The sequence below is a fragment of the Saccharothrix sp. CCNWYY140 genome (genome assembly GCF_037401995.1).
GTDB lineage: Bacteria > Actinomycetota > Actinomycetes > Mycobacteriales > Pseudonocardiaceae > Actinosynnema.
The window spans coordinates 1-12120 of the sequence record NZ_JBBEGC010000032.1 but is presented as its reverse complement, the minus strand read 5'-3'; the positions used below and the strand labels follow the sequence as shown (position 1 = coordinate 12120).

Below are 12120 nucleotides of genomic sequence, written 5' to 3'. Positions count from 1 at the left end.
TCACTGCTTCGCACCCAACCCGTGGAACGAACGGCCCCGACCGGTCTGCGGCGCACGATGGGGCTGGTCCCGCTGGTCGCCCTCTCCGTCGGCGCGACGCTGGGCACCGGGATCTTCGTGGTGCTCGGGCAGGCCGCGCCGGTCGCCGGGCCGGCGGTGGCGGTGTCGTTCGTCGTGGCGGCGTTGGCCGCGTTGTTCTCCGCCTTGTCCTATGCCGAGTTGGCGGGTGCGGTGCCGGTGTCGGGGTCCGCCTACTCCTACACCTACGCCACGCTGGGTGAGCTGGTGGCGTGGGTGTGCGGGTGGTGCCTGCTGCTGGAGTACGGGGTGTCCGTGGCGGCGGTCGCGGTGGGGTGGAGCGGGTACCTCAACGCGTTCCTGGACGCGACGGTCGGGGTGCAGTTGCCGGCCGCGTTGTCGGGGGACGTGGTGAACCTGCCGGCGGCTGTCGTGGTGCTGTTGGCCACGGCCGTGCTCTTGGGCGGGGCGAAGGAGAGTGCGCTGGTCACGACGGTGACCACGGTGCTGAAGGTCGCCGTGCTGCTGTTCTTCGTGGTGGTCGCGGTGTTCGGGTTCCAGCAGGAGAACCTCGCGCCGTTCGCGCCGGCCGGGGTCGCGGGCGTGACCGGGGCCGCCTCGCTGGTGTTCTTCTCGTTCATCGGGTTCGACGCCGCCTCGACGGCCGGGGAAGAGGCGCGCAACCCGCAGCGGGACCTGCCGCGGGCGATCATGATCTCGCTGGCGATCGTGACCGCGGTGTACGTGCTGGTGGCACTGACCGCCGTGGGCGCGGTCGGGGTCGGTGTGCTGGAGGGGTCGGACGCCTCGCTGGCCACCGTGCTCCAGCACGTGACCGGGGCGTCGTGGCCGTCGGTCGTGCTGTCGGCGGGTGCTGTGGTCGCCATCGCGTCCGTCGTGTTGACCGTCCTGTATGGACAGACGCGGGTGCTGGTGGCGATGTCCCGGGACGGGCTCGTGCCGCCGGTGTTCGCCCGGATCGGGGCGCGCCGGGTGCCCACCGCGAACACGCTCATCGTCGGCGTGGTGGTCGCGGTGCCGGCCGCCCTGGTGCCCCTCGGGCAGCTCGCGGAGGCCACGAGCATCGGCACGCTGGTGGCGTTCGGGCTGGTCAACGTGGGTGTCATCGTGCTGCGGCGGACCCGGCCGGACCTGCCGCGCGGCTTCCGCACGCCGTGGGTGCCGGTGGTGCCGCTGCTGGGCCTGGTGATGTGCGTGCTGCTGGTCGCGGGGCTCGCCCCGGTGACCTGGTTGGCGTTCGGGATCTGGTCCGTGGTGGGGTTGGTGGTGTACTTCGCCTACGGGCGCAGGCGCTCGCAGCTGGCACAGGGAGAGTGATCGTGGAGACCCTCGGATCACGCGAGGTGTACGCGAACCCGTGGATGACGGTCCGCGAGGACCCGATCCGGCGCGCCGACGGCACGACCGGCATCTACGGCGTGGTGGACAAGCCGGACTACGCGCTGGTCATCCCGCTGGACGGGGAACGGCTGCGGCTGGTCGAGCAGTACCGCTACCCGCTGGGCATGCGGCGGTGGGAGTTCCCGCAGGGCACCGCCCCGGAACGCGCCGACACCGACCCGCTCGCGCTGGCCGAGCGCGAGCTGCGCGAGGAGACCGGGCTGCGCGCCGGGAAGCTCGTGGAACTCGGGCTGCTGGACGTGGCGCCGGGCATGTCCAGCCAGCGCGGCCGGGTGTTCCTGGCCACCGAGCTGACCGAGGGCTTCCACGAGCGGGAGCCCGAGGAGCAGGACATGCGCTCGGCGTGGTTCCCGCGGGCGGAGTTCGAGGCGATGGTGGCGCGCGGTGACATCACCGACGCCCAGTCCATCGCCGCCTACACCCTGCTCCTGCTGCACGAGCACGCCCAGCCGTGACCGGCATCGCGGTCGAGGAGCTGCTGTCCGCCGACGTCCTGGCCTTCGCCGACGACCTGGCGGACGTGCTGGTGGACGCCGTCGACGGCGGCGCGTCGGTGGGCTTCCTGGCCCCGCTGCCGCACGCGCACGCCGTGGCGTGGTGGAAGTCGCGGGCGGCGGCCGTGGCCAACGGGGTGCTCGTGGTGTGGGTGGCCCGCGTGGACGGCCGGATCGCCGGCACCGTGCAGGTGGCGTCCACCACGATCCCCAACGGCAGGCACCGCGCCGAGGTGCTGAAACTGCTGGTGCACCGCGACTTCCGGGGCCGCAGGCTGGGCCGCGAGCTGCTGTCCACCGCCGAGAAGGGCGCGGCGGCGCTCGGGGCGTCCCTGCTGGTGCTGGACACCCAGACCGGGTCGCCGGCCGAGGCGCTGTACCGGTCGGCGGGGTGGGCGGAGGCGGGCGTGATCCCGGACTACGCCGCCGACCCGGGTGGCGTGCTGCGGCCGACGACGCTGTTCTACAAGAAGGTCTGACCAAGAATGGCGCCAAGGCCGGGTTCGCGGACACCGCGACCGAGCCCGATCAGTGCCTCGACGCCGTCGACACCCAGCCGATGAGCGGGTCGTGACCAGTGGCATCAGGCGGCGAAGTGCGCCTTCACGGTCGCGATCTCCTGGACGAAGAGGGCTTCCAGGTCGTCCAGGAAGCCCTCCGGCGCGTCGGGGACCACGCGGAACTCGCGCTCCCAGTCGATGAAGCTGCGGCCCGGTTCGTTCGTCACCGGCCGGATCCGGTAGGTGGCCACGTAGTCGACGATGAACAGCACCTGCTCGACCGAGCGGTAGGTGAGCGAGCGGTCGGTTTCCGAGCGGCCGGCTACTTCCTCGACGGCCAGGTCGTGGTTGGGCAGGAGGGTGAACTCGAAGGTCGACGGGACCTTCTTCGCCGAGCCGCCGTGGGTCCAGTGCGCGTTCTCGATGCCCTCGCCGAACACGATGTCGAGCAGCACCATCATGTCCCGGACCTTCGCCCACACCTCGTCGGCGTCGGCGTCGAGGACGGCTGAGTGGTAGACGGAGTACTTCGGCGACAGGGCCACGGTGGTCTCCTAGTGCGTGGCGAGCACTTCGGGGAAGCGCCGCACGGGCGGGCCGCGGGGTGCGTGCCCAGTTGACCAAGTCGTCGAACACCGACGTCGTGTTACCGGACGCCGCCGTGGTCGGTTCGGGCGGACACGCCGCTAGTCGGTCCAGTTCGCCGGGCGCTTCTCCAGGAACGACGACATGCCCTCCTTGGCCGCCGGGGTCTGGGAGGCCGCCGCCATCACCTCGACCGCGATCGCGTAGGCGTCGGACTCCGGCCGGTCGAGCTGGGCGTAGATGGTCTGCTTGCCCAGCGCCTTGCTCGCGCGGCTGCCCCGGGTTGCCCGGCGCATCAGGTCGTCGACCGCCGCGTCCAGCTCCGCCGAGGGGACCACGCGGTTCACCAGGCCCCACTGCTCGGCGGTGCGAGCGTCGACGACGTCGCCGGTCAGGGCCATCTCCATCAGGCGCTTGCGGCCGATCGCGCGGGCCACCGGGACGGCCGGGGTGTGGCAGAACCAGCCGCCCTTGCCGCCGGGCAGCGCGAAACCGGCCTCCTCGGCCGCCACGGCCAGGTCGCAGGACGCCACGAGCTGGCAGCCCGCCGCCGTCGCGAGGCCGTGCACGCGGGCGATCACCACCTGCGGGATGGACTCGATCGTGCGCATCAGGTCCGTGCACAGGGTCAGCAGGTCGCGCACGCCTTCGAGGTCGCGCGACGCCACGTCGGCGAAGTCGTGGCCGGCTGAGAACACCGGGCCTTCCGCGGCCAGCACCACGCCCACCGCGTCGGTGCCGGCGACCGCGCGGAACGCCGCCAGCAGCTCGGCGAGGTGGTCGTGGGACAGCGAGTTGCGCCTGTTCGCGCGGTCCATCGTGATCCGGACGACGTGGTCCGCCTCTTCGACGCGAATGTGCTGGTACTCGGCCATGTTCCGACCGTAGTCCGGCGTGCAACCGCCCGCTCGGCGCACTCCGTCCTGGAGTCATGAGACGACTGCTCGTGCTCGCCCTGGCCGCGTCGCTGGCGGCGGGGTGCGCCTCCTCCGACACCGGCTCCGGCACCGCCACCGGACCGGTCCTGCCGACCGAGGCCGCGCCGGTCGACTTCCCGGTGGACGCCAAGCCCCGGCCGATCGTGCTCCTCGGGTCGCGGGTGGAGGTGGTGGACGGGTACAAGTCGGGCGAGGAGAAGCTGGGCGCGACCGAAGGCGGGTTCGAGTTCGTCGGCACCCCTCCCGCCACACCGGAGGCCGCGCCCGTCGAACTGCCCGACGGCACGTCGAAACTGCCGTTCCTGCCGATGTCCGACGCCTTGCAGGCGGTGAGCGCGCCGCCACGCGGCAAGGGGCAGCAGAACGCTCCCGTGCGGCTGGTGAGCGCCGAGTTCGGCACGGCGGAGTTCAGCACCGACCGGGGGCGGTGGCCGCTGCCCGCGTGGCGGTTCACCACCGAGGCGGGCAGCGTGCTGGCGATGCCCGCGCTCGCGCCCGACTGGTTCTGGAGGCTCGGGGAGGTGCAGCCGGCGGTGACCACCAACGCGAGCGGCACCGGCGTGGACATCACCGTGTCGATGCCCAAGGCGCCCGAACCGTGCCCCGGCGACGAGCCCGCGCGCAACGAGCCCGTGGTGACCGAGTCGGCGACGTCGGTGACGGTCACCGTGCGGACCATCGGGACCGTGGGTCAGTGCCCGCGCACGCTCGCGCTGACCATGCAGCCCTACCCGGTGAAGCTGGCCAAGCCGCTGGGCAACCGACTGTTGGTGGACGGGCAGGGCGGGGTCGTCGCCGTCACGAAGCAGTAGTCAAGTCAACGAAGCAGTGGTCACGAAGCAGTGGTCAACGAAGCGGCAGGGACGCGGAACGTGCGGCGGTAGGCGTCGGGCGCGACCCCGAGTTCGGCCCGCAGCCGCCGCCGCAGGTTGGCCGCCGTGCCCAGCCCGGACCGCTCGGCGACCCGGTCCACCGGCAGGTCCGTGGTCTCCAGGAGCCGTTGCGCGAGCAGGACCCGCTGCTTCTGGAGCCACCGGCCGGGCGTGCTGCCGGTGGCGGCGAGGAACACGCGGTGGAACGTGCGCTCGCTCAGGCCCGCGTGGTCGGCGAGGTCGGTGACGCCGATCGGTTCGGTCAGCCGGTCCACCGCCCAGTCCACTGTGGACGCGATGCCCTCCCGGTTCGGCTGGTGCGGCAAGGGCGGGTCGACGTACTGGCGTTGACCGCCCTCCCGGGCCGGCGGCATGACCAGGCGGCGGGCGAGCGCGGCGGCGACGTCCGCGCCGTGCGCCCGGCGGACCAGGTGCAGGCACAGGTCCAGCCCGCCGACGACACCGGCCGACGTGAGCACGCGGCCCTCGTCGGTGAACAGGACGTCCCGCAGGACCGTGGCGGTCGGCGCGGCGTGTTCGAGGGCGTCCAGCAGGCGCCAGTGCGTGGTCGCCTCCCGTCCGTCGAGCAGGCCGGCGGCGGCGAGTGTGAACGCGCCCGAGCACAGCGCGGCGACCGTGCCGTCGAACGCCCGCAGCGCCCGGACCGCCGACCCCGGCACCTCCGCCAACGGGTCGACGCGCCCCGGGACCACCACCAGGTCGCAGTCCGCGAGCCCGGACAGCCCGTGCGTGGCCGGCACCAGCCCGACCGGGTGCAGGGGTGTCGCCACCCGTCCCGGCGCGCAGAACCGCACCTCGAACGGGCCGATCCCGGCGTCGGACCGGTCCACGCCCCACACCTCGCCGACCACCGAGATGTCGAACGTCCGGCTGCCGGGCAGCACCAGCACTCCCACCGTGCGCATGGCAGGAAAGTACCGGATCGCGCCGGATCTGCCACTCGTCCGGGCGGGCACCGCGGCGAAGACTGGCCGCCATGACGAACACCGCGCTCATCATCGTCGACGTGCAACGGGGATTCGACGACCCGGTGTGGGGCCGCCGCAACAACCCCGACGCCGAGGCCAACATCGCCGCGCTGCTGGACTCCTGGGACGGTCCCCTGGTCTACGTCCGGCACAACTCCACCAGGCCCGGCTCGACCCTGGCCCCCGGCGGCGAGGGCAACCGCTTCAAACCCGAACTCGACCGCGCCACCCCGGACCTGGTGTTCGGCAAGAAGGTCAACTCCGCGTTCCACGGCGAGGTGGACCTGCACGCGTGGCTGACCAACCGCGGCATCACGGACATCGTGCTGGCCGGCATCCAGACCAACATGTGCGTCGAGACCACCGCCCGCGTCGGCGGCAACCTGGGCTACCGGGTGAAGCTCGTCCTCGACGCCACCTTCACCTTCGACCTCGAAGGCCTGACGGCGGAGCAGCTCTACGAGACCACGGCGACCAACCTGCGCGGCGGCGGCTTCGCGGAGATCGTGTCCACCAAGGACATCACCGGCTGACGTGGACCGGCTCCGGCGGGGTCGCAGGACACCCGCCGGAGCCGGGAGTTCTACAGGCCGCGCGACTGGCGGACCACCGTGACGATCTCGTCCATGATCTGGGTCAGCTCGTAGTCCTTGGGCGTGAACACCCGGGCGATGCCGCGGTCGACCAGCTTCGCCGCGTCGTCCGGGGGCACGATGCCGCCGACGATCACCGGCACGTCACCCGCGCCGGCCGCGCGCAGGCCGTCGACCACCGCGGGCACGACCTCCAGGTGCGAGCCGGACAGGATGGACAGGCCGACCACGTGCACGTCCTCCTGCACGGCCGCCGCCACGATCTGCGCCGGGGTCAGGCGGATGCCCTGGTAGACCACCTCGAAGCCGACGTCCCGGGCGCGCACGGCCACCTGCTCCGCGCCGTTCGAGTGCCCGTCCAGGCCCGGCTTGCCGACCAGGATGCGCAGGCGCTCGCCCAGTTCCTCGCCGGTCGTGCGCACGCGCTCGCGGACGCGGGCGATCTCCGCCCCCGCCTCGCCGGACGCCGAAGCGGCGGAAACCCCGGTGGGAGCGCGGTATTCGCCGAACGTCTCGCGCAACGCCGACGCCCACTCACCCGTCGTCACACCGGCCTTGGCGCACGCGATGGTGGCCTCGACCAGGTTCGCGTCCGTCTTCGCCGCCGCCCGCAGAGCGTCCAAAGTGGACGAAACGGCGTCGTTGTCGCGGGCCGCCCGCCACGCCTTGATGGCCTCCACGGCGTGCTGCTCGACGATCGGGTCGATGGTCTCGATCGCGTTCGCGCCCTCGGCCTGCAACGGCGACGGCTCGGTGGTGGCGAACTTGTTCACGCCCACCACGACGTCCTCGCCGGCCTCGATCCGCCGCCGCCGCTCCGCCAGCGACGACACCAGCTGCGACTTCATGTACCCGGACTCGACGGCCGCCACCGCGCCGCCCATCGCCTGCACGCGGTCGATCTCCTCGCGCGCGCCGGCCACGATCTCCGCCACCTTGGCCTCGATGACGTGCGACCCGGCGAAGATGTCCTCGTACTCCAGCAGGTCGGTCTCGTAGGCCAGCACCTGCTGCATGCGCAGCGCCCACTGCTGGTCCCACGGCCGCGGCAGGCCCAGGGCCTCGTTCCACGCGGGCAGCTGGATCGCGCGGGCGCGGGCGTCGCGGGACAGGGTCACCGCGAGCATCTCCAGCACGATCCGCTGGACGTTGTTCTCCGGCTGCGCCTCGGTCAGCCCCAGCGAGTTGACCTGCACGCCGTAGCGGAACCGGCGGTGCTTGGGGTTCTCGATGCCGTACCGGTCGCGGGTGATCTCGTCCCACAGCTGGACGAACGCCCGCATCTTCGCCATCTCCTCGACGAACCGCACACCGGCGTTCACGAAGAAGGAGATGCGCGCGACGACCTCGCCGCGCCGCTCCTCGGGCACCTGCCCGGAGTCGAACACCGAGTCCAGCACGGCGATCGCGGTCGACATCGAGTACGCGATCTCCTGCGCCGGCGTCGCGCCGACCTCCTGGAGGTGGTACGAGCAGATGTTGATCGGGTTCCACTTCGGCACGTTCGCCACGGTCCAGGCCACCATGTCGGTGATCAGCCGCAGGCTGGGGCCGGGCGGGAACACGTACGTGCCGCGGGACAGGTACTCCTTGATGATGTCGTTCTGCGTCGTGCCGGCCAGGGCCGCGCGGTCCGCGCCCTGCTCCTCGGCGACGCTGACGTAGAGCGCGAGCAGCCACATGGCGGTCGCGTTGATGGTCATCGAGGTGTTGGCCTCGCCCAGCGGGATCTGGTCGAACAGCGCCCGCATGTCGCCGATGTGGCTCACCGGGACGCCGACCTTGCCGACCTCGCCCTTGGCGAGCTCGTCGTCGGGGTCGTACCCGGTCTGGGTGGGCAGGTCGAACGCCACGGACAGACCGGTCTGCCCCTTGGCCAGGTTGCGGCGGTAGAGCGCGTTGGACGCGGTCGCGCTGGAGTGCCCCGCGTAAGTCCGCATCACCCAGGGGCGGTCGCGCTCACGGTCGGCCGGATACGGCACGGCTGCCTCCTACGACGTTGTTCTCCGTAGCGTACTGACGAGTAACTCACGCCGCGCGTGGCGTTGCCCACTGAATCGAGCCCGGAGGAGCATGGGTGTCGTGACCGCGCTCACCCAAACCGCGCTGCTGCTCGTGGTGTTCGTGGGACTGGCCCTCGTGCTGCGGTGGGCGTTCGGCGACGACCGGCGCGCGGTGCCCGACCACACCGGCGAGGACTTCGGTCTCCTGGTCGAGGTGGCCGTGCTGCCGACCGCGGCGGCGGCGGAGGTGCTGGCCACCCGGTTGCGGGACGCGGGGATCAGGGTCACCGTGGTGCTCCGGGGCGCCGGGCACCGCCTGCTGGTCTTCCCCGCCGACGTGCCCGACGCGAAGCTCCTGCTGAAGGGGTCGCCATGACGATCGGTCTGTCCCGCGTCGCCGGTGCCGAGGAGGACATCTCCCTGGACGAGCTCCGGCTCGCCGCCCGCAACCACGGGCTGCCCCTGGAGGCGCTGCGCTACGACGTGACCCCGGAGGGCCTGCACTACCTGCTGGTCCACTACGACATCCCGCACGTCGACGCGGGCGCGTGGCGGCTGGACGTCCTGGGCCGGCGGTACTCCCTCGACGACCTGCGCGCCCTGCCCGCCGTGACCGCCCGCGTGACGCTGGAGTGCGCCGGCAACGGCCGCGCCAAGCTCTACCCGCGGCCGGTGAGCCAGCCGTGGCTGGACGAGGCCGTCGGGTGCGCGGAGTGGACCGGGACCCCGTTGGCCCCGCTGCTGGCCGACCTGCCGCCCGACACCGTGGACGTCGTGTTCACCGGCGCCGACCACGGCCTGGACCGGGGTGTCGAGCAGGACTACCAGCGGGCGCTGCCGGTGGCCGAGGCGCTGCGCGAGGACGTGCTGCTGGTGTACGCGATGAACGGCCGTCCGCTGCTGCCGCAGCACGGGTTCCCGCTGCGGCTGGTGGTGCCCGGCTGGTACGGCATGGCGCACGTGAAGTGGCTGCGCTCGGTGGCCGCGCTGAACCACCGGTTCGAGGGCTTCCAGCAGGCCGTGTCGTACCGGATCAAGCAGGACGCCGACGAGGACGGCGTGCCGGTGACGCGGATCCTGCCCAAGGCCCTGCTGGCCCCGCCCGGCTTCCCCGACTTCATGACCCGCCGCCGGTTCGTGACCGCGGGTCCTGTCCTGCTGGAGGGCCGCGCGTGGTGCGGGTTCGCGCCGATCGCCCGCGTCGAGGTCGGCGTCGACGGCGTGTGGCACGAGGCCGAGCTCGACCCGGCCGGCGACCCCTACGCGTGGCGGCGCTTCGAGCACGTGTGGGAGGCGACCCCGGGCGAGCACGAGCTGAGCGTGCGGGCCACCGACGCCGAGGGCCGCACCCAGCCCGTCGACCAGCCGTGGAACCGCCAGGGCATGGCCAACAACATGGCGCAGCGCCTGGCGGTCACCGTCAGGCCGTGACGCGCTCCACGGTCGCGCCGAGCTTGCGCAGGTTCTCCACGAAGCCCGGGTAGCCGCGCTCGATGTGGAAGATCTCGTACACCTCGGTCTTGCCGTCCGCGCACAGCCCGGCCAGCACCAGGCCGGCGCCCGCGCGGATGTCCGACGCCCACACCGGGGCGCTGGACAGCTTCTCCACGCCCCGCACCACGGCGTGGTGCCCGTCGGTGCGCGCGTCGGCCCCGAGCCGGACCATCTCCTCGATGAACCGGAACCGCGCCTCGAACAGGTTCTCGGTGATCATCGACGTGCCCTCGGACACGCTGGACAGCGCGATCGCGAACGGCTGGAGGTCGGTCGCGAACCCCGGGTAGGGCAGCGTCACGAAGTCCACCGACTGCGGCCGGCCGTCCTGGACGACGCGGAAGGAGTTGTCGTCGAAGGTCGTGACCTCCGCGCCCGCCATGCGCAGCTTCTCCAGCACCAGGTCCAGGTGGTGCGGGTTCACGCCGCGCACGGTGATGTCACCCCGCGTCATCGTGGCGGCGAACGCCCACGTGGCTCCGACGATCCGGTCGCCGATGACCCGGTGCTCGGTCGGCTGGAGCGACTCCACGCCGTGCACGGTCAACGTCGACGTGCCCGCGCCCTCGATCTTCGCGCCCATCTGCTGGAGCATCACGCAGATGTCGACGATCTCCGGCTCGCGCGCCGCGTTGTCGATGACCGTCGTGCCGTTGGCCAGCACCGCCGCCATCAGGATGTTCTCCGTCGCGCCGACACTGGGGAAGTCCAGCCAGATCTGCGCGCCGTGCAACCCCTCGGCCTCGGCGACCACGCACCCGTGCTCGATCTCGCTGTGCGCGCCGAGCTTGCGCAGCCCGTTCTGGTGCATGTCCAGCGGCCGGGACCCGATCGCGTCCCCACCGGGCAGCGCCACCACCGCGCGCTTGCAGCGGCCGACCAGCGGCCCCAGCACGCACACGGAGGCCCGCAGCTTGCCCATCGCCTCGGAGTCGGCGCGGTGGTTGAGCTCCTTGGGCGTGGTGATCGTGGCGACGTCCCCGGAGAGCGTGACCTCGCAGCCCAGGCTGCGCAGGACGTCGGCCATCAGCGGCACGTCCAGGATCTCGGGGCAGTTGGTGATGGTGGTCGTGCCCTCGGCCAGCAGTGCCGCCGCCATCAGCTTCAACACGCTGTTCTTGGCACCGACGACGTCGACCTCGCCGACCAGCCGCGCACCGCCCTGGACCCGGAAGTGTTCGCTCACCAAGGAAACTCCTCATCCGGTCGTTGCTTGCGGTCGTGCTCGTGTTCGTGCACGTGCACGTGCTCGCGTTGGTGCTTGCGTTGGTGCTTGCGTTGCTGTTTGCGCCGCAATCGTACGGATGCGCTGAATCAAGCCAGTGCCCGGAGCCCCTTACAGTGCACGGCATGGCGGTTCACCTCACCAGGATCTACACCCGCGTAGGCGACGACGGCACAACGGGCCTGGGCGACTTCAGCCGAGTCCCCAAGACCTCGCCCAGGATCACGGCGTACGCGGACTGCGACGAGACCAACGCGTCCCTGGGCGTGGCCCTGGCGCTGGGTGCGCTGGCCGAGGACGTGGCTTCTGTCGTGCGCAAGGTCCAGAACGACCTGTTCGACGTGGGCGCGGACCTGTGCACCCCGATCGTCGAGGATCCCCAGTACCCGCCGTTGCGCATCACGCAGCAGTACGTGGACCGGCTGGAGGCGTGGTGTGACGAGTACAACAGCAGGTTGGGCAAGCTGGAGTCGTTCATCCTCAACGGCGGTACGCCTGGAGCGGCTCTGCTGCACCAGGCTCGGACTATTGCTCGGCGGGCGGAGCGGTCTACTTGGGCGTTGATCGAGGCGGAGCCCGAGGCGACGAACGTGCTGGCGGCGAAGTACTTGAACCGCCTCTCGGATCTGCTGTTCATCCTCGCCCGGGTCGCCAACCCTGATGGTGACGTCCTGTGGCAGCCCGGCGGCAACGCTGACGCTGATGCTGACACCGACGCTGACGCTGACGCCGAGGGAAACGCGTAGCTCCGGCTCCGACTCCGACGCAGCTACAGGCTCCGGCAGCCGCAAGCCCACTTCACCACCTCACAAACCGGCCGCGCGCTTTTCGCGCCGCAGGCGCGGTTCACGGGGCTCCCAAGCCCAGGGGAAGGGCCTCGGTTTCTCCCCCGTACGGCCTGGGCGAAGCCCAACCACGCTTTCCCCGTTTTTGCAACCACGCTTCACCGGTTGCGAAAACGGGGAAAGCGTGGTTGCCTCCGGCAGG

Annotated in this window: 13 protein-coding genes; 8 read left to right on the top strand and 5 right to left on the bottom strand. The window is 71.7% G+C overall.

The window, feature by feature from the left end; translation table 11 throughout:
- Positions 1–57 precede the first annotated feature (57 nt).
- The 3 genes from WBN91_RS16880 to WBN91_RS16870 are packed head-to-tail and all read left to right on the top strand — an operon-like array spanning position 58 to position 2413.
- Positions 58–1356, top strand: a complete 1299-nt coding sequence (locus WBN91_RS16880) for an amino acid permease (protein ID WP_443217739.1) — start codon at positions 58–60, stop codon at positions 1354–1356.
- Positions 1357–1358: 2 nt separating this feature from the next.
- Positions 1359–1895: an NUDIX domain-containing protein gene (locus WBN91_RS16875; RefSeq protein WP_170199741.1), complete on the top strand. Its 537-nt coding sequence runs from the start codon at positions 1359–1361 to the stop codon at positions 1893–1895.
- The gene (locus WBN91_RS16870; protein ID WP_337725494.1) at positions 1892–2413 is read left to right on the top strand and encodes a GNAT family N-acetyltransferase; all 522 of its coding nucleotides are present in this window, start codon (positions 1892–1894) and stop codon (positions 2411–2413) included. Before WBN91_RS16875 ends, WBN91_RS16870 begins: the two co-directional genes overlap by 4 nt.
- A gap of 104 nt (positions 2414–2517) precedes the next feature.
- On the opposite strand, the gene WBN91_RS16865 is transcribed toward WBN91_RS16870, so the two are convergent.
- Positions 2518–2979 carry an SRPBCC family protein gene (locus WBN91_RS16865; RefSeq protein ID WP_337725495.1) on the bottom strand — a complete coding sequence of 154 codons (462 nt, stop codon included), beginning with the start codon at positions 2977–2979 and terminating at the stop codon, positions 2518–2520.
- A gap of 141 nt (positions 2980–3120) precedes the next feature.
- Positions 3121–3894: an enoyl-CoA hydratase-related protein gene (locus tag WBN91_RS16860; protein WP_337725496.1), complete on the bottom strand. Its 774-nt coding sequence runs from the start codon at positions 3892–3894 to the stop codon at positions 3121–3123.
- A gap of 56 nt (positions 3895–3950) precedes the next feature.
- Between WBN91_RS16860 and WBN91_RS16855 the strand changes: the two genes are divergently transcribed.
- Positions 3951–4769, top strand: coding sequence for a hypothetical protein (locus WBN91_RS16855; RefSeq protein WP_337725497.1), 819 nt, complete (start codon positions 3951–3953; stop codon positions 4767–4769).
- Between the two features lie 20 nt (positions 4770–4789).
- On the opposite strand, the gene WBN91_RS16850 is transcribed toward WBN91_RS16855, so the two are convergent.
- Positions 4790–5755: a GlxA family transcriptional regulator gene (locus WBN91_RS16850; protein WP_337725498.1), complete on the bottom strand. Its 966-nt coding sequence runs from the start codon at positions 5753–5755 to the stop codon at positions 4790–4792.
- Between the two features lie 71 nt (positions 5756–5826).
- On the opposite strand from WBN91_RS16850, the gene WBN91_RS16845 reads away from it, so the two are divergent.
- Positions 5827–6351, top strand: a complete 525-nt coding sequence (locus WBN91_RS16845; RefSeq protein WP_337725499.1) for a cysteine hydrolase family protein — start codon at positions 5827–5829, stop codon at positions 6349–6351.
- Positions 6352–6401: 50 nt separating this feature from the next.
- On the opposite strand, the gene WBN91_RS16840 is transcribed toward WBN91_RS16845, so the two are convergent.
- Complete coding sequence (locus tag WBN91_RS16840) at positions 6402–8393, bottom strand: protein meaA (RefSeq protein ID WP_337725500.1); 1992 nt, start codon at positions 8391–8393, stop codon at positions 6402–6404.
- Positions 8394–8484: 91 nt separating this feature from the next.
- Between WBN91_RS16840 and WBN91_RS16835 the strand changes: the two genes are divergently transcribed.
- Positions 8485–8790, top strand: coding sequence for a hypothetical protein (locus WBN91_RS16835; RefSeq protein ID WP_337725501.1), 306 nt, complete (start codon positions 8485–8487; stop codon positions 8788–8790).
- Positions 8787–9845 (top strand): molybdopterin-dependent oxidoreductase, encoded by a 1059-nt coding sequence (locus WBN91_RS16830; protein WP_337725502.1) that lies wholly within the window; start codon positions 8787–8789, stop codon positions 9843–9845. The genes WBN91_RS16835 and WBN91_RS16830 overlap by 4 nt, the downstream gene beginning before the upstream one ends.
- Here WBN91_RS16830 and murA read toward each other — a convergent pair.
- Complete coding sequence (gene murA, locus WBN91_RS16825) at positions 9835–11094, bottom strand: UDP-N-acetylglucosamine 1-carboxyvinyltransferase (RefSeq protein WP_337725503.1); 1260 nt, start codon at positions 11092–11094, stop codon at positions 9835–9837. The genes WBN91_RS16830 and murA overlap by 11 nt on opposite strands.
- Before the next feature lie 164 nt (positions 11095–11258).
- Here murA and WBN91_RS16820 point away from each other — a divergent pair, with 164 nt between their 5' ends.
- Positions 11259–11879, top strand: coding sequence for a cob(I)yrinic acid a,c-diamide adenosyltransferase (locus WBN91_RS16820; RefSeq protein ID WP_337725504.1), 621 nt, complete (start codon positions 11259–11261; stop codon positions 11877–11879).
- The last annotated feature ends 241 nt before the right edge of the window (positions 11880–12120 follow it).